Origin of the sequence: Streptomyces olivaceoviridis (assembly GCF_014650115.1) — a bacterium.
GTDB lineage: Bacteria > Actinomycetota > Actinomycetes > Streptomycetales > Streptomycetaceae > Streptomyces > Streptomyces olivaceoviridis.
The window spans coordinates 379,359-398,831 of sequence record NZ_BMUI01000006.1 but is presented as its reverse complement, the minus strand read 5'-3'; the positions used below and the strand labels follow the sequence as shown (position 1 = coordinate 398,831).

The 19,473-nt window shown below is 72.8% G+C and carries 21 protein-coding genes and 1 riboswitch; of the genes, 9 read left to right on the top strand and 12 right to left on the bottom strand.

Features of this window, described 5'->3' with window-relative positions; genetic code table 11:
* Positions 1 to 13 precede the first annotated feature (13 nt).
* Complete coding sequence (locus tag IE273_RS15120; RefSeq protein ID WP_308437037.1) at positions 14 to 1,885, bottom strand: anthranilate synthase family protein; 1,872 nt, start codon at positions 1,883 to 1,885, stop codon at positions 14 to 16.
* A 100-nt stretch (positions 1,886 to 1,985) separates the two neighbouring features.
* The gene (locus IE273_RS45125) at positions 1,986 to 2,042 is read right to left on the bottom strand and encodes a trp operon leader peptide (RefSeq protein WP_078912442.1); all 57 of its coding nucleotides are present in this window, start codon (positions 2,040 to 2,042) and stop codon (positions 1,986 to 1,988) included.
* Between the two features lie 96 nt (positions 2,043 to 2,138).
* Here IE273_RS45125 and IE273_RS15110 point away from each other — a divergent pair, with 96 nt between their 5' ends.
* Entirely contained in the window at positions 2,139 to 3,491 is a 1,353-nt protein-coding gene (locus IE273_RS15110) for a class II 3-deoxy-7-phosphoheptulonate synthase (RefSeq protein ID WP_189815675.1), read from the top strand.
* A gap of 181 nt (positions 3,492 to 3,672) precedes the next feature.
* Positions 3,673 to 3,897 carry a (2Fe-2S)-binding protein gene (locus IE273_RS15105; protein WP_014672203.1) on the top strand — a complete coding sequence of 75 codons (225 nt, stop codon included), beginning with the start codon at positions 3,673 to 3,675 and terminating at the stop codon, positions 3,895 to 3,897.
* A 19-nt stretch (positions 3,898 to 3,916) separates the two neighbouring features.
* On the opposite strand, the gene bfr is transcribed toward IE273_RS15105, so the two are convergent.
* On the bottom strand, positions 3,917 to 4,435 hold the full coding sequence (gene bfr, locus IE273_RS15100) for a bacterioferritin (protein WP_189815674.1): 519 nt from the start codon (positions 4,433 to 4,435) through the stop codon (positions 3,917 to 3,919).
* A gap of 171 nt (positions 4,436 to 4,606) precedes the next feature.
* On the opposite strand from bfr, the gene IE273_RS15095 reads away from it, so the two are divergent.
* A complete protein-coding gene (locus IE273_RS15095) occupies positions 4,607 to 5,239 on the top strand; it encodes a sulfite oxidase-like oxidoreductase (RefSeq protein ID WP_189815673.1) in 633 nt (210 codons plus the stop codon).
* 12 nt (positions 5,240 to 5,251) lie between these two features.
* On the opposite strand, the gene IE273_RS15090 is transcribed toward IE273_RS15095, so the two are convergent.
* The 6 genes from IE273_RS15090 to thiO all read right to left on the bottom strand — a co-directional run bounded on the left by IE273_RS15090 (position 5,252) and on the right by thiO (position 11,081).
* A complete protein-coding gene (locus tag IE273_RS15090; protein ID WP_189815717.1) occupies positions 5,252 to 5,770 on the bottom strand; it encodes a DUF4396 domain-containing protein in 519 nt (172 codons plus the stop codon).
* 75 nt (positions 5,771 to 5,845) lie between these two features.
* Positions 5,846 to 6,724, bottom strand: coding sequence for a deoxyribonuclease IV (locus tag IE273_RS15085; protein ID WP_189815672.1), 879 nt, complete (start codon positions 6,722 to 6,724; stop codon positions 5,846 to 5,848).
* A 56-nt stretch (positions 6,725 to 6,780) separates the two neighbouring features.
* Complete coding sequence (gene pknB / locus IE273_RS15080) at positions 6,781 to 8,748, bottom strand: Stk1 family PASTA domain-containing Ser/Thr kinase (RefSeq protein WP_189815671.1); 1,968 nt, start codon at positions 8,746 to 8,748, stop codon at positions 6,781 to 6,783.
* Positions 8,749 to 8,877: 129 nt separating this feature from the next.
* Positions 8,878 to 9,672, bottom strand: a complete 795-nt coding sequence (locus IE273_RS15075; protein ID WP_189815670.1) for a thiazole synthase — start codon at positions 9,670 to 9,672, stop codon at positions 8,878 to 8,880.
* A gap of 3 nt (positions 9,673 to 9,675) precedes the next feature.
* Positions 9,676 to 9,888, bottom strand: a complete 213-nt coding sequence (gene thiS / locus IE273_RS15070) for a sulfur carrier protein ThiS (protein WP_189815669.1) — start codon at positions 9,886 to 9,888, stop codon at positions 9,676 to 9,678.
* A complete protein-coding gene (gene thiO, locus IE273_RS15065) occupies positions 9,885 to 11,081 on the bottom strand; it encodes a glycine oxidase ThiO (protein WP_189815668.1) in 1,197 nt (398 codons plus the stop codon). The genes thiS and thiO overlap by 4 nt, the downstream gene beginning before the upstream one ends.
* A riboswitch (TPP riboswitch) is annotated at positions 11,079 to 11,190 on the bottom strand. Its footprint overlaps the gene before it by 3 nt.
* 53 nt (positions 11,191 to 11,243) lie before the next feature.
* Here thiO and IE273_RS15060 point away from each other — a divergent pair.
* The 6 genes from IE273_RS15060 (at position 11,244) to IE273_RS15035 (ending at position 16,035) form a co-directional block, all read left to right on the top strand.
* On the top strand, positions 11,244 to 11,594 hold the full coding sequence (locus IE273_RS15060; RefSeq protein WP_041665116.1) for an avidin-fold protein: 351 nt from the start codon (positions 11,244 to 11,246) through the stop codon (positions 11,592 to 11,594).
* A gap of 32 nt (positions 11,595 to 11,626) precedes the next feature.
* Positions 11,627 to 12,859, top strand: a complete 1,233-nt coding sequence (locus IE273_RS15055; RefSeq protein ID WP_189815667.1) for an NAD(P)/FAD-dependent oxidoreductase — start codon at positions 11,627 to 11,629, stop codon at positions 12,857 to 12,859.
* A gap of 64 nt (positions 12,860 to 12,923) precedes the next feature.
* Positions 12,924 to 13,289: an Rv2175c family DNA-binding protein gene (locus IE273_RS15050; protein WP_189815666.1), complete on the top strand. Its 366-nt coding sequence runs from the start codon at positions 12,924 to 12,926 to the stop codon at positions 13,287 to 13,289.
* A gap of 83 nt (positions 13,290 to 13,372) precedes the next feature.
* The gene (thiE, locus tag IE273_RS15045) at positions 13,373 to 14,023 is read left to right on the top strand and encodes a thiamine phosphate synthase (RefSeq protein ID WP_189815665.1); all 651 of its coding nucleotides are present in this window, start codon (positions 13,373 to 13,375) and stop codon (positions 14,021 to 14,023) included.
* 96 nt (positions 14,024 to 14,119) lie between these two features.
* Positions 14,120 to 15,043: a methylenetetrahydrofolate reductase [NAD(P)H] gene (gene metF / locus IE273_RS15040; protein ID WP_189815664.1), complete on the top strand. Its 924-nt coding sequence runs from the start codon at positions 14,120 to 14,122 to the stop codon at positions 15,041 to 15,043.
* Positions 15,044 to 15,099: 56 nt separating this feature from the next.
* Positions 15,100 to 16,035, top strand: coding sequence for an SCO2102 family sporulation regulator (locus IE273_RS15035; protein ID WP_189815663.1), 936 nt, complete (start codon positions 15,100 to 15,102; stop codon positions 16,033 to 16,035).
* 97 nt (positions 16,036 to 16,132) lie between these two features.
* On the opposite strand, the gene IE273_RS15030 is transcribed toward IE273_RS15035, so the two are convergent.
* The 3 genes from IE273_RS15030 to IE273_RS15020 form a co-directional block, all read right to left on the bottom strand.
* Entirely contained in the window at positions 16,133 to 17,668 is a 1,536-nt protein-coding gene (locus IE273_RS15030) for a phytoene desaturase family protein (RefSeq protein ID WP_189815662.1), read from the bottom strand.
* Between the two features lie 58 nt (positions 17,669 to 17,726).
* Positions 17,727 to 18,329: a DUF4126 domain-containing protein gene (locus IE273_RS15025; protein ID WP_014672187.1), complete on the bottom strand. Its 603-nt coding sequence runs from the start codon at positions 18,327 to 18,329 to the stop codon at positions 17,727 to 17,729.
* A gap of 470 nt (positions 18,330 to 18,799) precedes the next feature.
* Positions 18,800 to 19,429, bottom strand: coding sequence for a TetR/AcrR family transcriptional regulator (locus IE273_RS15020; protein WP_189815661.1), 630 nt, complete (start codon positions 19,427 to 19,429; stop codon positions 18,800 to 18,802).
* Positions 19,430 to 19,473 lie beyond the last annotated feature (44 nt).

Here is a 19,473-nt window from a genome sequence, read left to right as displayed (position 1 = left end):
GCAGCCCCGGCCGCTACACGGTCGTGCGGCGCAGCTGACCGATCAGCTCCCGTACGACCGCCGCGCCGTTCAGGGTCAGCACCGACTCGGGGTGGAACTGCACGCCCGCGAAGCCGGGGCCCCGCAGGGCGTGCACCTCGCCGTTCGCCGCACGGCTCACCTCGACGCCGTGCGCCGCCAGTTCGCGGGCCGCCTCCTCGTCGCAGCGCGCGACGAAGCTGTTGTAGAAGCCGACCGTCTCCCGCCGCCCGAACAGGTCGATCTCCGTCTGCGCCCCCTGGTACGGCACCTCCTTGCGGACCAGGTCCAGGCCCAGTTCGGCCGCGACCAGCTCGTGCCCCAGGCAGACGCCCAGCACCCCGTGCCGGTGCTCGCGGATCACGGTGGCCGCGAGCTCCCGCAGGAACCGCATCTTCGCGTCGGTCCCGTCGCGCGGGTCGCCCGGACCGGGACCCAGCACCACCGGCCCCTCGTGCGCGAGCACCGCCGCCCGCAGCCCCGGCTCGTCGTACCGCCGTACGGTCACCTCCAGGCCGCCCGAGCGCAGCACGTGCGCCAGCATCGCCGTGAAGGTGTCCTCGCCGTCGACCACCAGCGCGTGGCCGGCCGGCTCCGGCACGCGGTCCCGCATCCGCAGCCAGAACGGCGCGAGCGCGGCCCGGCGCCCGTCCAGCGCGGCCCGCACCCGCGGATCGTCGGCCAGCCGGGGCCGCTCCCGCTCCGCCCGCGGCCGGGACGGCCGTACCCCGAGGGCGGCCAGCACGCCCGCCGCCTTCGCGTGGGTCTCCGCGACCTCGCCCGCCGGGTCGGAGCCGCGCACCAGCGTCGCCCCCACCGGAACGCGCAGCCGGCCGTCGGCGGAGATGTCGGCGGTGCGGATCAGGATGGGGGAGTCGAGGGTCTGCGCGCCCCCGGAGTCCCGGCCGAGCAGGGCGAGCGCCCCGGCGTAGTACCCGCGCCCCACGCCGTCCCGGCCGAGGGGCTCGTACCGCTCGATCACCCGGCACGCGTTCTGCACCGGCGACCCGGTCACCGTCGCCGCGAACATGGTCTCCCGCAGCACCTCCCGCACGTCCAGCGAGGACTTCCCACGCAGTTCGTACTCGGTGTGCGCGAGGTGCGCCATCTCCTTCAGCCGCGGGCCGACGACGACCCCGCCCCTGTCGCCGACGGTGCACATCATCTTGAGCTCCTCGTCGACGACCATCGACAGCTCCTCGATCTCCTTGCCGTCGGCGAGGAAGCCGAGCAGGTGCTCGGGGGTCGGACCCTCGGGGGGATAGCGGTACGTCCCGCTGATCGGGTTCATCACGACGGTCCCGCCGCTCATCCGGACGTGCACCTCCGGACTCGCCCCCACCAGCGTCCGGTCCCCGGTGTGCACCACGAACGTCCAGTACGCGCCCCGCTCGCCCTCCAGCAGCCGCCGGAACAGCGCGAGCGCGTCGGCGCGGCCGAAGCCGGGGATCTCGCCCTCGTAGGTGCGCCGGATCACGAAGTTCGCGCCCTCGCCCCGTCCGATCTCCTCGCGCAGCACCCGCCCGACGGTCCGCGCGTACTCCTCGTCGCTCACGTCGAAGCCGCCGCCCTCGACCCGCACGTCGTGCGCGGGGAGCCGGCCGAGGGCCTCGGCCAGGGACAGCGTGTGCGTCTCCTGCGGGGTCAGCACCAGCAGTGGGGTGCCGTCGTCGCGGACGTCGAAGCCGCGCTCGCGGATCTGCCGGAACGGGATCAGGGCGAGACCCTCGTCGGGCAGGTCGGCGAGCCGGTCCCGGCTGGTCACCGGGCCGAGCAGCACCTCCACCAGGTGCTCGTCGCGGCCCGGGGTACGGCGGCGGAGCAGGGCGAAGGGGCGGGGATCGGACAGCAGGTCCATGAGGTCCACGGGTCGGGCTCCTTCTGAGTCGTCTGACGGAGAGGAACGGCCCCGGACACGCCGAAGGCCGCCCCTCGGGCGGCCTTCGCGAAGTCTTGCGTACGCGCAGTCAGTGGGCCGCCGGATGAGCGGTCCACCACCAGTTCTGGGTCGAAAGCGCGAACATGCCACGCACCCTATCGCATGTCCGTACTGTGCACGCGGTGTCTCACCAGCTGAGCATCGGCAGGACCCCTCGACATCACCCCGTACTGTTGAGCTCGTGACCGTGAACGCTAAGACCAGCCCGAGCGCTGGCAACACCTGGCGAAACCTGCCCGCGGCGCAGCAGCCCGAGTACCCCGACCCCGAGGCTCTGCGCGCAGTGATCGCGGACCTCGAGTCGTATCCGCCGCTCGTCTTCGCGGGCGAGTGCGATCAGCTGCGCGCCCGGATGGCGGCTGTCGCCAAGGGAGAGGCGTTCCTCCTCCAGGGCGGCGACTGCGCCGAGGCATTCGACGCGGTGTCCGCCGATCACATCCGCAACAAGCTCAAGACGCTGCTCCAGATGGGTGCCGTCCTCACCTACGCGGCCTCCGTGCCCGTGGTCAAGGTCGGCCGGATCGCGGGCCAGTACTCCAAGCCCCGCTCCAAGCCGACCGAGACCCGTGACGGCGTGACGCTCCCGGTGTACCGGGGCGACTCCGTCAACGGCTTCGACTTCACCGAGGCCAGCCGCATCCCGGACCCGGAGCGGCTGAAGCGCATGTACCACGCGTCGGCCTCGACGCTGAACCTGGTGCGCGCCTTCACCACCGGCGGTTACGCCGACCTGCGCCAGGTGCACGCCTGGAACCAGGACTTCGTGCGGACCTCGCCGTCGGGCCAGCGCTACGAGCAGCTCGCGCGCGAGATCGACAACGCGCTGAACTTCATGCGGGCCTGCGGCACCGACCCGGAGGAGTTCAAGACCGTCGAGTTCTACTCCTCGCACGAGGCGCTGCTGCTGGACTACGAGTCCGCCCTGACCCGGGTCGACTCCCGCACGGGCAAGCTGTACGACGTCTCGGGCCACATGGTGTGGATCGGCGAGCGCACCCGCCAGCTGGACCACGCGCACATCGAGTTCGCCTCGCAGATCCGCAACCCGATCGGCATCAAGCTCGGCCCGACCACCACGGCCGAGGAGGCGCTGCGCTACATCGACCGCCTCGACCCCGAGCGGGAGCCGGGCCGGCTGACCTTCATCGTCCGCATGGGCGCCGGCCAGATCCGCGACAAGCTCCCCGAGCTGGTCGAGAAGGTCACGGCGTCCGGTGCGACGGTGGCCTGGGTGACCGACCCGATGCACGGCAACACCTTCGAGGCGGCCTCCGGGCACAAGACCCGCCGCTTCGACGACGTGCTCGACGAGGTCAAGGGCTTCTTCGAGGTCCACAAGGCGCTCGGCACCCACCCGGGCGGCATCCACGTGGAGCTGACCGGCGACGACGTCACCGAGTGCGTGGGCGGCGGCGACGAGATCTTCGTGGACGACCTGCACCAGCGCTACGAGACGGCCTGCGACCCGCGGCTGAACCGCAGCCAGTCGCTGGACCTGGCGTTCCTGGTGGCCGAGATGTACCGGGACCAGTGACCGGGGACCGTTAGCGACCGTCCGGTGACGCCGGGTCCGGTGACGGGGAGTCCTGGGGCGCGGATCACATCCGATCCGCGCCCCTGCCCCTTTTGCGGCTGCCGGGGGATGGGTTAGGTTAGGTTTGCCTCACCGGAAATGGGGTGGCAGGAACAGTGACCCCGTCGGGAGGTGGATCCGCGTGTACGTGTGCAGCTGCTTCGGTGTCACCGAGGCCCAGGTCAAGCAGCACGCGGAGAACGGCGCCTGCACTCCGCGCCAGATAGCCTCCGCCTGCAAGGCGGGCACCGACTGCGGCGGCTGCGTCCGGCGCATCCAGGCGCTGCTCGGCCGTGGCGCCTGCCCCCGCCGGGAACTGATCGACCAGCGCGCCCCGGCCCTCGTACCGCTGGACGACGCCGCGTAGCGTCCGTGCCCCCGCGGGCTCAGTGGGTGGAGAAGCCGCCCGTGCCCGGGCCCGAGGGGTCGGGCTGGCTCTGCTCGATGACGGTCGACAGGTAGAGCGCCTCGCCCAGCTTGTCCACCAGCTCCAGCTGGGTGTCCAGGTAGTCGATGTGGTGCTCCTCGTCGGCCAGGATCGCCTCGAAGACGTTCGCCGACGTGATGTCGTCCTTCTCGCGCATCACCTGGACGCCCCGGCGCAGCCGGTCGATGGCCTCGACCTCGATCTGCCGGTCGGCCTGGAACATCTCCGTCACCGTCTGCCCGACCCGCACATGGAAGAGCCGCTGGTAGTTGGGCAGGCCGTCGAGGAGCAGGATGCGGTCGGTGAGGACCTCGGCGTGCCGCATCTCGTCGAACGACTCCGCCCGCGTGTACCGGGCGAGCTTCGTCCACCCCTTGTGGTCCTGGAGCTTGGCATGCAGGAAGTACTGGTTGATCGCGGTCAGCTCGGCGGTCAGCTGTTCGTTGAGCAGTTCGATGACCTCGGGGTCGCCTTGCATCGCTGTGGACTCCTTCCAGGTGGACCCGGCCGATAGCGCCGCATGATTGCACCGGTGAGGAGGATCGTCCAGTAAGTACGCACTTAGTAAGTACGTCCAGTGATGATGGCATTTGCCCGGTTTGAGAGTGGGTGGTCAGGGGCACTGCCCGAGGTCTGTCAGGATGGATACATGGGTCATCCGGTGGAGCGAGAGTCTGGGGCAGCGGCAGGGTCCGAGCTTCCGCCGGGTCAGCGGCTCCAGCGCGGCTGGCCGGTCACGCACTACGGGCCGGTCCCGAAGTTCCGGCCCGAGCGCTGGGAGTTCCGGGTCTTCGGCGCCACCGCCGACGGCGACAAGCGCACCTGGGACCACGAGGAGTTCACGGCCCTGCCGTACGCCACGGTGGTGGCCGACCTGCACTGCGTGACGAAGTTCAGCATGGTCGGCGCGGAGTGGGGCGGCATCCCGGCCCGCGTCATCGTGGACCTGGCCCCGCCGGCGCCGGACGTCACCCATGTGATGGTCTGGGCGGAGTACGGCTTCAGCTCGAACCTGCGCCTCACGGACTTCGTCTCCGACCGCGCGATCTTCGCCACCCACAAGGACGGCGAGCTGCTCACCGCCGAGCACGGCTTCCCGGTCCGGCTGATCGTGCCCCATCTGTACGCCTGGAAGGGGCCCAAGTGGGTCCGGGGCGTGGAGTACATGACCACCGACCGCCGCGGCTTCTGGGAGGAGCGCGGCTACCACAACATCGGCGATCCCTGGAAGGAGCAGCGCTACTCCTACCAGGAGGAGCCCGGGGACGGCCCCGAGCTCTGATCCCCGGCCCGCTCAGTGGTGGTACCGGTGCACCACCGCGTGCCCCTTGCCCCGGCCGATCATCCACTTGTTGACCGGGGTGGTCACCATGAAGGCGATCACGAACGAGACCGCGAGCGAGATCCAGAACAGCGCGTCGCCCAGCGTGGCGTCCATCGCCGACGGCCAGACCAGGATCACCCCGTTGTCCATCAGCTCCATCACGACGATGGACAGGGTGTCCGCCGCCAGCGCCACCCGGAAGGCCGTACGGAAGTCGACGCCGGCCCGCAGGACCCCGCGCAGGGTGAGCGAGTAGCCGAAGACGAAGGCCAGGACGATCGCCAGCACCATGGTCGGCAGGTTGCCCCAGCCGAAGGCCGTGCCGACGACCATGCCGAGCACCTCGCCGATGGCGCAGCCGGTGAGGCAGTGCAGGGTGGCCTGGACGGCCATGGCCCAGGTGGCGGCGGGTGCGTGGTGTCCCTGGTCCGCGTCGGCGTGCCCGTGGTGGTGTGCGTGTGCGTGCGCCGCGTGCGCCTCGTGCTGCATGACTACCCCCATGTCAGGTGACGGCTCCTGCGCGTGACAGGAACCATATACCCCATGGGGGTATTCCCCAACGGGTCAGTCCTCGCGGAGCTTCTTCAGTCGCTCCACGTCCTCCGCGTGCCCCTCCTTGCCGCCGGGCGTCTCGATGACCAGCGGTACGCCCTCGGTCGCGGGGTGGCTCATGAGCGCCCGGAACGGGTCCTCCCCGATGTGGCCGGCGCCGATGTTCTCGTGCCGGTCCTTGTGGGCGCCCACCACATCCTTGGAGTCGTTGGCGTGGATCAGCTTCAGCCGCCCCGGCCCGACGGTGTCCACCAGCAGGTCCAGGGTCCGGTGCATGCCGTCCGGCCCGGCCAGGTCGTGCCCGGCGGCGAAGATGTGGCACGTGTCCAGGCACACGCCCAGCTTCGGATGCGCGTCCAGCGCCTCGAAGTACGGCCCGAAGTCCCAGGTCCGCGAGCACAGCGAGGAGCCCTGCCCGGCGGTCGACTCCAGCAGCAGGAACGGGTCGTCGTCGTGGGTCAGCTCGTCCAGCAGCGGCAGCAGACGCGCGCGCACCTGCTTCAGCGCCACCTCCCGCGTCCGCCCGCCGGTGGCGCTCCCGGTGTGCACCACGACACCCAGCGCGCCGATCTCCCGCCCGCGCCGCAGCGAGTGCCGCAGCGACTCCACCGACCGCTCCACGGTCGCCTCGGTGTGCGAGCCGAAGTTGATCAGGTACGGCGCGTGCACGTACGCCGGGACCGACTCCTCGGCGCAGGCCGCGCGGAACGCCTCGTCCTGCCGCGGGTTCCCGGCGGGCGTGGCCCAGCCGCGCGGATTGGCGACGAAGACCTGCACGGTCTCGGCCTTCAGCTCACGGGCGTACGACAGCCCGACGGAGTGCAGGCCACCGGCCACGGGCACATGGCCGCCGACGGGGTTGCGGGGGAGGGGGGACTGAACAGGACTCACCCGTTCAGGGTGTCATGTCCGCCCCCACGCCCGGACCGCGCTCCCCGTGAGACCGGTCACCGGATGGTGATCGTGATCGTCGACCCCTTGGGCGCCTCGTCGCCGCCGTCCACCGACTGCTTCTTCACGGTGTCCCCGAACAGCCCGAGCAGCCCGCGGTCCTCCTTCACCGCGAACCCGGCGTCCTCCAGGGCCTGGTGGGCGTCGTCCACGCTGTCGCCGACCACGTCCGGGACCTCGATCATCTCCGGGCCCTTGGACAGCGTCAGCGTCACCGTGTCGCCCTCGGCCGCCTGACGGCCGTCGCCCGGGCTCTGCGCGGCGACCTCGCCCTCGTCGTACTCGGAGTTGACCCGCTTCTCGGCCACCTTCACCTTCAGCCCGGCGTCCGTGAGCTCCTGCTTCGCGCTCTCCAGGTCGTCGCCGGTGACGTCCGGCACGTCGATCGGGCTGCCCTTGCTGACGATCAGCGCGATCGCCGAGCCCGCGTGCCGCTCGGTGCCCGCCTCAGGGGTCGTACCGATCACCGAGCCCCTCGGGACGTCGTCGCTGAACGCGCGGGTGACCATGCCCGGCTCCAGGTCGTCCGCCTTCAGCCGCGCCCGCGCCTTCGCGAGCGACTGGCCCGCCACGTTCGGCACGTTCACCGTCTCCGGTCCCAGCGACACGGTCAGCGTCACCGAGTCGTGGTCCCGGATCCGCGCGCCGGGCGCCGGGTCGCTGCCGATCACCGTGCCGCGCTCGACCGTGTCGCTGTACGCGCGCTTGACCTGCCCGACGTCCAGCCCGGCCGTCTTCAGCCGCTCCTTGGCCTGCGCCTCCGTCTTGGCCAGCAGCGGCGGCACCTTGGTGAACTGGCCGGTGTTGATGTACCAGACCCCGGCGCCCACGCCGAACACCACCAGCACGGCCGCGATCACCGCCAGCACCGCGCGCGGGGGCCGCGCCGGGCGCCGGCGGGGCGGCGCGGGCGGGCTCTGGAACCGGGCGGTGCGCTCGACGCCGTCCACAGGGGCGTCCGCGTCCTCGGTCACCGGCAGCGGCCGGGACGGGGGTCCCCCCGCGCGGGCGAAGCCGAGCCCGGGGGAGGTCAGCGCGCGCGGGATCACGCTCGTGCGGTCCTCGGCGTTGTCGTGCGCCGCGGTCAGCGCCTGCGGCGGCAGCGCGTCCAGCTGCTCGCCGGTCAGCGACAGGCGGGCCTCGCGCACCTGGGCGAGCAGGGCCACGGCGTCGTGCGGCCGGATGTCCGGGGTGCGCGCGGTGGCCGACGCGACCAGCTCGTCCAGCTGGTACGGCAGGCCGGGCACGAGCGCCGAGGGCGGCGGCACGTCCTCGTGGAGGTGCTTGTAGAGCACCTGGGCCGGGGAGTCCCCGGAGTGCGGCTTGGCGCCCGTCAGCATCTCGTACAGCACCACACCGCACGCGTACACGTCGACGCGCGGGTCGGTGGTGCCCTGCTCGATCTGCTCCGGCGCGAGATAGGAGACGGTCCCGAGCACGGCACCCGTCGTGCTGGTCACCGTGTCCACGGAGCGCACCAGCCCGAAGTCGGCGACCTTGACCCGGCCGTCGTCGCCTATCAGCACGTTCTCGGGCTTCATGTCCCGGTGCACGAACCCGGCCCGGTGCGCGGCACCGAGCGCGGCGAGCACCGGCTCCAGGACGTCCAGCGCGGCCCGCGGCTGCACCGCGCCCCGCTCGCGCAGCACGTCCCGCAGGGTGCAGCCGGCGATGTACTCCATCGCCAGGTAGACGTACGACCCGTCGGTCCCCTGGTCGAAGACCTGCACCACGTTGGGGTGGTCGAGCCGGGCGACCGACTTGGCCTCCCGGATGAACCGCTCGACGAACGTGCCGTCGGCCGCGAGCGTCGGGTGCATCACCTTCAGCGCGAGCACGCGGTCCAGGCGGGTGTCCAGGGCCCGGTAGACCGTGGCCATGCCACCGGCCGCGATCCGCGCGTCGACGCGGTACCGGCCGTCGAGCACCTGCCCGACGAGGGGGTCCTGAAGGGTCGTATCCACGAGAGGCGAGTCTACGAGGGGGTGCCGACGGTTCCCGCGCCGAGACCGCTTTCCCACCGGCACTGGAGCCGACCTGTGACGCGACACACGCGCGGACCCGGGGCCGCCGGCGGCGGAGACGGAACGGGACTAGAACGCGGGCCGCTCGGGATCCAGCACGGCCAGGCCCTCCGCAGGAGACGACGCCTCGGCGAGGTACCTGCGGGGAATCCGTCCGGCGAGCCGGGCCAGCCGGCCCCCCTCCACCGCGAGCTTCATGGCGCAAGCCATCAGTTCCGGCTCCTGGGCCCGGGTCACCGCGGAGGCCAGCATCACCCCGGCGCACCCCAGCTCCATCGCCAACGCCACGTCCGACGCCGTACCGGCCCCCGCGTCCAGGATCACCGGCACACGCGCGTGCTCCACGATGAGCTGGAAGTTGTGGGGGTTGCGGATCCCCAGCCCGGACCCGATCGGCGACCCCAGCGGCATGACCGCGGCGCACCCCACGTCCTCCAGCTTCCGGGCGAGCACCGGATCGTCGTTCGTGTACGGCAGCACCGTGAACCCGTCGTCCACCAGCGTCTCCGCCGCCTCCAGCAGCTCCACCGGATCCGGCAGCAGCGTCCGCTCGTCGGCGATGACCTCCAGCTTCACCAGGTCCGTGCCCAGCGCCTCCCGGGCCAGCCGGGCGGTCAGCACGGCCTCGCCCGCGGTGAAGCAGCCGGCCGTGTTCGGCAGCACCCGGATGCCGAGCTTCTCCAGCACCGACAGCACCGAGCCGTGCACGGAGGGGTCCACCCGGCGCATCGCGACCGTGGTCAGTTCCGTACCGGAGGCGACCAGCGCCCGCTCCAGCACCTCCAGGCTGGGCGCCCCGCCCGTGCCCATGATCAGCCGGGAGGAGAAGGTCAGGTCACCCAGGACCAGGGGATCGTCGGCCATGGCTCAGCCTCCTTGCACGGCGGTGAGGACTTCGACCCGGTCGCCGTCGGCGAGGGCGGTCGTCGCCCACCGCGCGCGCGGGACGACGGTCTCGTTGACGGCGGCGGCCACCCCGCGCGGGGCGGCGGTGAGGGTCCGGACGAGGGTGTCGAGGGCGGTGCCCGGGGCGATCTCCCGGCGCTCCCCGTTGACGGAAATCATGACCGGGCCGTTCATGCGGGCTGCTCCAGCTCTCGCGTCGTCTCCCTGACCGCGGCGCCTTCCCCGCGCGCGGTGCCGAAGCGCCGCGGCGTGAACGGACGGGCCTCCTGCGGAAGCTCACCGGTGACCAGGGCGTGCGCCAGCACGTCCCCGGTGACCGGCGTGAGCAGCACGCCGTTGCGGTAGTGCCCGGTGGCCAGCAGCAGCCCGGCCAGCCCGGACGGGCCGAGCAGCGGCGCGTTGTCCGGGGAGCCGGGGCGCAGCCCGGCCCGGGTCTCGGTCAGCGGCAGCTCGGTGATGCCGGGCACCAGCTCGTGCGCGTCGCGCAGCAGCTCGTACACGCCCCCGGCGGTGACCGTCGTGTCCCAGCCCAGCTCCTCGCTGGTGGCGCCGACGACCAGTTCGCCGTTCTCCCGGGGCACCAGATAGACCTGGCCGCCCCGCACCACGGCCCGTACGGTCCGGCTCAGGAACGGCGCGTACCGGCGCGGCACGGTCAGCCGCAGCACCTGCCCCTTCACCGGCCGCACCGGAGGCAGCAGTTCGTCCGGCACGCCCGCGAGCCGCCCGCTGAGGCTGCCGGCCGCGAGCACCACCCGGTCCGCGCGCAGAGCCGTGCCGTCCGCCGTGGTGACCCCGGTGGCCCGGTCCCGCACCACGTCCAGCCGCTCCGCCCACGCCCGGTGGAACACCACACCGGCCCGCTCGCACGCGGCCACCAGCGCCGCCGCCAGCCGGCGCGGGTCGATCTGGTGGTCGCCGTCCACTCGCAGCCCGCCGCGCACCCCCGGTGCCAGCATCGGCTCCAGGCGCCGGCACTCGCGCCCCGACAGCCACTCCGAGGCGAGGCCCGAGCGCTGTTGGAGCGCGTGCAGTTCGCGCAGGTGGGCACGGTCGTCGGCGTCCAGGGCGATGGCGAGGGTGCCGCAGCGGCGGTAGCCGAGGTCATGGCCGGTCAGTTCGGTCAGCTCGGCCGCGAAGGCGGGGTAGCGGCGGGCCGATTCCAGGTTCAGGGCGAGCAGGGTCTCCTCGCCGTAGTGCAGTTCGGTGACCGCGGCCAGCATCCCGGCCGCGACCTGCGCGGCCCCGCCGCCGGGCTCGGGGTCCACGACGGCCGTGGCGAGCCCGCGCTGCGCCGCGCGCCAGGCCGTGACCAGGCCGATGATCCCGCCCCCGATGACGAGGACGTCGGACGTACGTGACGACATGGGCGTCCAGCCCCTCCCTTCGCCGGCATGACCCGGATCAGGTTCGTACGGTCGGAGGCCGCCAGCCTCCCTCTCAGCCCGGTGCGTCCGGGCTCCCGCGAGTGCTTGTACGGTGGCAACCCTAGCCCGCCGCCCTCCTCACCCGTAAGGGAGCCCCGTTCCATGGCCCGGTCGCTCGACGGACTGATCCTCGCCCCCGTGGCGGACCAAGCCCCAGGTCAGGTGGGTACCCGCACGCGGTTCGCGTACCACGAGGAGGACGGCGCGATCTGGGCCGAGTACGCGGGCGGTGACGTCGTGCGCGGCCATCTGGTCGGCACCCGCGAGGGCGACCGGCTGGACTTCCGGTACGTGCAGCTCAAGACCGACGGGACGACCTCCTCGGGGCACTGCGTGTCCACGGTCGCCGAGCTGCCGGACGGGCGGGTGCGCCTGGACGAGACCTGGGAGTGGGAGTCCCAGGCCGGCTCCGGCACGAGCGTGGTGGAGCAGGTCACCGAGCCCGCCGCCTGACTGACGGATCGTCAATTGTCTATGGTGATCGGGTGAGCGAGCAGACAGCGCAAGAGGGCGCGGCGGCGGCGCGGCGCGTGGTCGTCGTCGGCGCGGGCATGGCCGGGGTGCAGACCGCGGTCGCCCTGCGGGAGCAGGGTTTCCGGGGCGACGTGACCATCATCGGCGCCGAGCCGCACCAGCCGTACGACCGGCCGCCGCTGTCGAAGGCGGTGCTGCTCGGCAAGGCCGAGGACTCCGCCTTCGAGGTGGACTTCGAGTCCCTCGGGGTCGGGCTGCGGCTCGGCTGCGAGGTGTACGGCGTGCGCCCCGTCGAGCACGAGCTGGACACCGGGACGGGCCCGGTGCCGTACGACGTCCTGGTCCTCGCCACCGGCGCCGAACCGGTCCGGCTGCCCGGCACCGAGGGCGTGCCCGGCGTGCATCTGCTGCGCACCCTGGACGACGCCGAACGGCTGCGCCCCGTGCTCGCCCGCCGGCACGACATCGTGGTCGTGGGCGCCGGCTGGATCGGCGCCGAGTTCGCCACCGCAGCCCGCGAGGCCGGCTGCGCGGTGATCGTGGTGGAGGCCGCCGGCCATCCTCTCGCCGGAGCCCTGCCCGCCGAGGTCGCCGCGCCCATGGCCGCCTGGTACGCCGAGGCGGGCGTGGAACTGCGCACCCACGCGCGCGTGGAGCGCGTCGAGTCCGGCGAGGTGGTGCTCGCCGACGGCACCCGGCTGCCCGCGGGCGCCGTCGTCGTCGGCATCGGCGCCCGACCCGCCACCGGCTGGCTGGCCGGCTCCGGCATCGAGCTGGGCGCGCACGGCGAGGTCCTCACCGACGACCGCCTGTGCACCTCCGTGCCCGATGTGTACGCCGTCGGCGACTGCGCCTCCTTCCCGTCGGCGCGCTACGGCGAACGGCTCCTCGTCCACCACTGGGACAACGCCCTGCAAGGTCCGCGCACGGTCGCCGCGAACATCCTCGGCGAGACCCCGGCGGTCTACGACCCGGTGCCGTACTTCTGGTCCGAGCAGTTCGGCCGGTTCGTCCAGTACGCCGGCCACCACGCCGACGCCGACCGCCTGGTCTGGCGCGGCGACCCGGCAGGCCCGTCCTGGACGGTCTGCTGGCTGCGCGAAGACCGCCTGGTGGCCCTGCTGGCCGTCGGCCGCCCCCGCGACCTGGCCCAGGGCCGCCGCCTGATCGAGGCGGGCCGGCGGATGGACCCCGAGGCACTGACCGACCCGGCGCGGCCACTGAAGAACGCCACGGCCGACTAGGCCACCCTCCCGCCTGGACCTGCCTGACTTCCGACTGTCAGTGGGGGATGGCAGGCTAGGAAACGTGACCGAGATTGACGCAAAGATTGATGCTCTCGTCCCCGGCTGGCTCACCCTGCCCGACATCGCCGACATGCTCGGTGTCGAGGTGACGCGTGTCCGGCAGCTGGTCAAGGAGGGCCAGCTCATCGCCGTACGCCGCGGTGAGAACAGGGCGCTGCACGTCCCCGCCGCCTTCATCGACGGGGACAAGGTCGTCAAGGGCCTGTCCGGGACCTTGACGCTCCTGCGGGACGACGGCTTCACGGTCGAAGAGATGATCGAGTGGCTCTTCACCCCCGACCCGACCCTGCCCGGCACCCCCGCGCAGGCCCTGAGCGAGAATCGCGGCACGGAGGTGAAGCGCCGCGCCCAGGCGCTCGCTGTCTGAGCCGATCCGCAGCAGGCAGGTGGCGTGCGGGCCGGACGCCCGTACGCCACCGCCAGGGACACCGACCACGGGGGGACCCACGCATGTCCGACACCGCCCGCGCCGCGCTCGCCGACGCCCGCCTGTACCTCTGCACGGACGCCCGCGAGCGCCAGGGCGACCTGCCCGAGTTCCTGGACGCGGTCCTGTCCGGCGGCGTCGACATCGTGCAGCTGCGGGACAAGGGCATGGAGGCCGCCGAGGAGCTGGAGCACCTGGAGGTCTTCGCCGACGCGTGCGCCCGGCACGGCAAGCTGCTCGCGGTCAACGACCGGGCCGACGTCGCCCATGCCGCCCGCGCCGACGTGCTCCACCTCGGCCAGGGCGATCTCCCGGTCCCCGCGGCCCGGGCGATCCTCGGCGACCGGGTGCTGATCGGCCGCTCCACGCACGCCGAGGCGGAGGCCGCCGCTGCCGCCGTCCAGGAGGGCGTGGACTACTTCTGCACCGGCCCCTGCTGGCCCACCCCCACCAAGCCCGGCCGCCACGCCCCCGGCCTGGACCTGGTCCGCTACGCGGCGGGCCTCGGCACCGACCGCCCCTGGTTCGCCATCGGCGGCATCGACCTCGGCAACCTGGACCAGGTGCTGGACGCCGGTGCCCGCCGGGTGGTCGTGGTCCGCGCCATCACCGAGGCGGACGACCCGGGCGCGGCGGCGACGGAGTTCGCGAAGCGGCTGCGGGACGCCCGCTAGAGCCGTTCTGTCCATCTGCTGGACAAGAGAGCGGCAATTCAGGCAATTTCCCGGTATCCGGTTGGGGGACCGCCCACCCCTGGCTAACCTGCCGGTATGGCCCTAGGAACCGCATCCACCAGGACTGATCGCGCACGTACCGTGAGTGACATCCTCGCCACAGGCAAGACGACGTACTCGTTCGAGTTCTCGGCGCCGAAGACCCCGAAGGGCGAGCGGAACCTGTGGAGCGCGCTCCGGCGGGTCGAGGCCGTCGCCCCCGACTTCGTCTCCGTGACCTACGGCGCCGGCGGTTCCACCCGCGCGGGCACCGTCAAGGAGACCCAGCAGATCGTCGCGGACACCACACTGACCCCGGTCGCCCACCTCACCGCGGTCGACCACTCCATCGCCGAACTGCGCAACATCATCGGCCAGTACGCGGACGCCGGCATCCGCAACATGCTCGCCGTGCGCGGCGACCCGCCCGGCGACCCGATGGGCGAGTGGGTGCCGCACCCCCGCGGCCTGACCTACGCGGCCGAACTCGTCCGGCTCATCAAGGAGTCGGGCGACTTCTGCGTGGGCGTCGCCGCGTTCCCGGAGATGCACCCGCGCTCCGCGGACTGGGACACCGACGTCGCCCACTTCGTGGACAAGTGCCGTGCGGGCGCCGACTACGCCATCACGCAGATGTTCTTCCAGCCGGAGTCGTACCTGCGCCTGCGCGACCGCGTGGCGGCGGCGGGCTGCGAGACCCCGGTCATCCCGGAAATCCTGCCGGTCACCAGTGTGAAGATGCTGGAACGGTTGCCGACGCTCAGCAACGCCCATGTCCCGGACGCCTTGAAAGAGCGGATCCTCACAGCGAAGGACGATCCGGCGGCGGTACGCTCCATCGGTATCGAGTTCGCCACGGAGTTCTGCGCGCGGCTGCTGGCCGAGGGAGTGCCCGGACTGCACTTCATCACGCTCAACAACTCCACGGCGACCCTGGAAATCTACGAGAACCTGGGCCTGCACCACCCCCCGCAGGCCTAGACCGGCCGCACCGCGATACGACACACTGCGTAGCGGTCACTGGGAGAGGGGCGTACATGGGCTGGACGGTCCTCTACATCGCGTTCGGCGGCGTCGCGCTGTGGTTGCTGGGCGAGGTGCTGTTGCAGTACAAGGCGCGGCTGCGCTGGCGCCTCCTCGCCTTCGGCGGCTTCCTCGGCGTCGTGGTGGGCGTGCTGATGCCGTCCGTCATCGTGATCGGGCTGGGCGCGATCGCCTTCGCGGTCGGCCAGACCTACGTCACGCTGTCGTTCCGCCGCGGCTTCTCCTCCGGCTGGGCGGTCAAGCGGCCCGGCCCCGAGGCGGCGGCCGGCAGCAAGCGGCGCCGCGGCCGGGCGGACCGGCACGCGCCGGACCCGCAGGGCGCCGACCCCGAGTTCGCCCCGGCCGCCGACGACCGCGACCCCGAGCACGCCACCGACCAGGGCGGCCACGGCCGGGCGCACGGCGACTACGACGACTACGACCGCGACGACGTCTTCACCCCGGCCGCCGCCCGGACGGCCGAGGCCACCGCCGCCGAGACCACCGCCGTCTACGAGCCGCAGCCCCTCCCTGACGACACCGGCAACTACGGCGTCTACGGCGATCCCGCGCACGCGCACACCGCCCAGCAGAGCGACCAGCAGAGCTACGCCTACGACTACTCGGGCTACGGCCAGCAGGGTTACGACTACGACAGCGCCGCCCAGCAGGGCTACGCCAACTACTCCGACCCGTACATCGGCAGCCAGCCCTACGGCTCCTACGACCAGGGGCACGCCCAGCAGTACGGGCAGCAGCAGGGCTACGCGCAGGACCCGTACGCCACCGGCGGCTACGGCGAGACCCCGGCCGGCGGGGTGTGGGTGCCGCAGCAGCGCACCGACGAGAGCTACGGCGGTGAACTCCCGCAGGAACAGCCGTATCCCCACCAGCAGGGCGGACCGCAGCCGCAGTCCGGGGCCGGGTACGACGAGCAGTACCGCTTCTGACGGTCCGGCTCCCCGGGCTCACCCGCTCACCGGCAGCCTGGGGAACCACCCGGCGCGAGCCGTCCGTTCACCGGGCGTCCGTTCACCCGGCGCCCGTTCACTGCGAGCCGCGGAACTCCGGGCCCTCCACGATCAGGCCGGCCACCAGCGCGCCCGACATGCCGGCGTGCGGGAGGCCGCCGCCCGGATGGGACCAGCCGCCGACGGCGAACAGGCCCGGTACCGCCGTGGAGTTGGCCGGATGCAGCACCCCCTCCGGCGCGGCCAGCGCAGGCGGCGGCACGGCACCGCCCACGGCTCCCGTCTCCCGCTCGGTGTCCAGCGGTGTGCGGACCTCGCGCCACAGCACCCGCTCGCGCAGCCCCGGAACGGCCCGCTCGGCGGCGGCGACCATCCGGTCCGCGAAGGCGTCGGCGGCACCGGGCGCCGCCCAGTCGTACTCCGTCGCCGACGGCACCGTCGCCGTCAGCACCACGCTCTCGTGCTCCCCGTCGGGGCGCAGGGCCGGGTCGTCCGGCCGGTCGACGACGGTCGTCGGCAGGTCGGGCAGCACGCCGTGCCGGAACAGATCCAGGTCGCCCTCGTCGTCGGCCGCGTGCACCACCGTGCGGTGCACCGCGCCGGGCCCCCGTGCCCCGCGCAGCGCCAGGCACACGACCACCCGGCCCGGGTACCGGTCCTCCGGCTCCGGTTCGACGGCCCCGGCCCCGTACACCTGCCGGCCCGTCAGGCCGCGCAGTCTCCACGGGCCCTGGCCGATCACGAAGTCCGCCTCGGCCACCGTGCCCGCTCCGGAGCCGGACGCCTGGGAGGGGCCCCCAGCGAGCTCCACCCCGGCCGCGCGGCCGTCCTTCTCCAGGATCCGGGTGACCTCGGCGCCGAACACGAACTCGACCCGCCGTTCCCGGCACCGCTCGTACACCGCGTCCGCCAGCTCCCGGATGCCGCCGCGCACGTACCAGGTGCCGAAGGCGTGCTCCATGTAGGGCAGCACGGCCGCGCTCGCCGGGGCGACGCCCGGGTCGACGCCGTACGCGAGCGCGTAGCCGTCCAGCAGCTGCGCCAGCCGGGGGTCGCGCAGTTCCCGCTTGCCGATCTCGAACAGCTTGGCCACGCGGCGCCTGCCCAGCAGCCGCTTGTACGTGGTGCCCGGGTACGGCTCCTTGTCGGCCAGCACCTGCCAGTTGGGCCACAGCGGCTCCTCCAGCAGCGGCCGGCGGGTGCGGTCCCAGGCCTCGCGGGCCCGCACCAGGAAGTCGCCCCAGCGCTCGCCCGCCCCGGCGCCCAGCGCCTCGTCCAGAGCCGCGACGACGCCCGCGCGGGAGGCGTTGGGCAGGGACACCCGCGTGCCGTCCGCGAAGACGTGCCGCGAGGACGGGTCGACCTGGACCAGCTCGACGCGGTCCTCGAGCGGTTCCTTGCCGGTCTTGATGAACAGGTCGCGGTACACGGCGGGCAGCGTCAGCAGTCCCGGGCCCGTGTCGAAGCGGAACCCGTCCCGCTCGAACCGGCGCACCGAGCCGCCGTACGTCTCCGTCCGTTCGTACACCGTCACCCGGTGGCCCGCGACGGCCAGCCGGGCGGCAGCCGCCATCGCGCCCATCCCGGCGCCGATCACCGCAATCCGTGCCATGCCCGTGACTGTATCGACCGCCACCGACAATCCGGCCGCCGGGCGGCTCCAGCGCAGGTCAGGGAGCCCGTGAGGCGAGGCGCCGCTCCTCCCGGCGCTGGGCCCGGCGACGCAGGAAACGCCGGATGCGCGAGACGAGGAACAGCAGGGTCAGCAGCCCGCCGGCCAGCAGGACGGCCGCGATGACCGCCGCCGCCTCCGGGTGGAACACCGCGAACGTGACGATGCCCCCGACCCCGAGATCCTCGGCGAGGCTCAGCGCGATGTTGCTGAACGGCTCGGGCGAGGTGTTGACCGCCATCCGCGTCCCGGCCTTCACGGCGTGGCTGGCCAGCGCCGTCGAACCGCCGATCAGGCCGGCCGCCACGTCGGAGAGCGAGCCGCTCTGTCCGGCGAGCAGCGCCCCGACCCAGGCACCGGCCAGCGGCCGGACCACCGTGTGCACGGAGTCCCACAGCGAGTCGACGTAGGGGATCTTGTCGGCGACGGCCTCGCACAGGAACAGCACACCCGCGACGATCAGCACCTCGGGGCGCTGCAACGTCTGCGGGACGTCGTCGGCGATCCCCGCCGCGCCGAAGAGGCCGAGCAGCAGCACCACCGCGTAGGCGTTGATGCCGCTGGCCCAGCCGCTCGTGAAGACCAGAGGGAGTACGGACACGGACGCGATCGTAGCCAGGCGCCGGACCACAGGCGTGGGCACGCGCGCGGACGGCTGAGTACGCGTACTCAGACGGCCAGATGAGTACGCGCGCGGATGGGCCGGGAGACGTGCGAACGGGAGAGTGGAGACACGGCAGAGGGGCGCGGCCCGGCACCGCCGGCACGGGGCGGCGGAACGGCGCCCGCCCCCTGGCCGCTCCTTCCGCCGATCCGTCGGCGGAAGCGAGACACGGGGGCCTCGGGGGAAGACCACCACGGGGGTCCGCCACGGGGGAGCCCGTACGGAGGAGTGCGGGAGGGAAGTACGGGGGAGCAACGGGGGCGCCACCGGGAGTAACGGGGGAGAACGGGGGAATCCCGGTGGCGGCACGGGGAAGGGGAAGGCGCCGGTCCACAGCGGACCGGCGCCTTCCGCGTACGCCTCTCAGACGCTTGGGCCGGGTGCGGCTCTCGGGCCGGGCGCACCGCTCAGACCCTGCCGCTGACCCGTCCCTGGAGCAGCCGGGACAGGGCCGCGTGCACGTCGTCCAGGGAGCGCTCCGGCTGGAACGACTTCCAGTCCAGCGCGGCCACCAGGACCATGCCGACCAGTGCCGCCGCCGTCAGCTGGACATCGATCTCGTCGCTGAACTCGCCGACCGCCACGCCTTCGCGCAGCACCCCCTCCACCACCGCGACCGCCTCCTGCCGCACCACCATCAGGGTGGACTGCCAGGCCCGGTTGGTGCGCCACAGCTCGGCGACGTACAGCTGGGTGAAGGCCGGGTAGCGGTCGATGAAGACCAGGCCCGCGCGGATCATCGCGTCCAGCGCGTCCACCTTGCCGCGGCCCTCGCGTGCCGCCTGTTCGGCCGCTTCCTTCAGGGAGGCGGTGAGCAGGCCGACGCCGTGCCTGAGCAGCTCCTCGAAGAGAACGGACTTGCTCGCGAAGTTGTAGTAGACCGTGCCCTTCGCGACCCCGGCCCGCTCGGCGATCTCGTCCACCGTGGTCGCGGAGAAGCCCTGCTCGGCGATGAGCGTGACGGCCGCCTCGTAGAGCTTCTGCCGGGTGGCCTCGCGACGCGTGCTGCCGCCGGCCTTGGCGCTGCTGCTTTCCATGGCCCCGATTCTCACAGGTACGCGCGCGTGCGGGCGCTCGCCCC

What these genes read in the sequence shown, in the direction of transcription:
- IE273_RS15035 (WP_189815663.1), top strand. Translation starts at nt 15,100, where the DNA reads ATGGGCTGGACGGTCCTCTACATCGCGTTCGGCGGCGTCGCGCTGTGG.
- bfr (WP_189815674.1), bottom strand. Translation starts at nt 4,435, where the DNA reads ATGCAAGGCGACCCCGAGGTCATCGAACTGCTCAACGAACAGCTGACC.
- IE273_RS15020 (WP_189815661.1), bottom strand. Translation starts at nt 19,429, where the DNA reads ATGGAAAGCAGCAGCGCCAAGGCCGGCGGCAGCACGCGTCGCGAGGCC.
- IE273_RS15095 (WP_189815673.1), top strand. Translation starts at nt 4,607, where the DNA reads ATGGGTCATCCGGTGGAGCGAGAGTCTGGGGCAGCGGCAGGGTCCGAG.
- thiS (WP_189815669.1), bottom strand. Translation starts at nt 9,888, where the DNA reads ATGAACGGCCCGGTCATGATTTCCGTCAACGGGGAGCGCCGGGAGATC.
- thiE (WP_189815665.1), top strand. Translation starts at nt 13,373, where the DNA reads ATGTCCGACACCGCCCGCGCCGCGCTCGCCGACGCCCGCCTGTACCTC.
- IE273_RS15090 (WP_189815717.1), bottom strand. Translation starts at nt 5,770, where the DNA reads ATGCAGCACGAGGCGCACGCGGCGCACGCACACGCACACCACCACGGG.
- thiO (WP_189815668.1), bottom strand. Translation starts at nt 11,081, where the DNA reads ATGTCGTCACGTACGTCCGACGTCCTCGTCATCGGGGGCGGGATCATC.
- IE273_RS15075 (WP_189815670.1), bottom strand. Translation starts at nt 9,672, where the DNA reads ATGGCCGACGATCCCCTGGTCCTGGGTGACCTGACCTTCTCCTCCCGG.
- IE273_RS15060 (WP_041665116.1), top strand. Translation starts at nt 11,244, where the DNA reads ATGGCCCGGTCGCTCGACGGACTGATCCTCGCCCCCGTGGCGGACCAA.
- metF (WP_189815664.1), top strand. Translation starts at nt 14,120, where the DNA reads ATGGCCCTAGGAACCGCATCCACCAGGACTGATCGCGCACGTACCGTG.
- IE273_RS15030 (WP_189815662.1), bottom strand. Translation starts at nt 17,668, where the DNA reads ATGGCACGGATTGCGGTGATCGGCGCCGGGATGGGCGCGATGGCGGCT.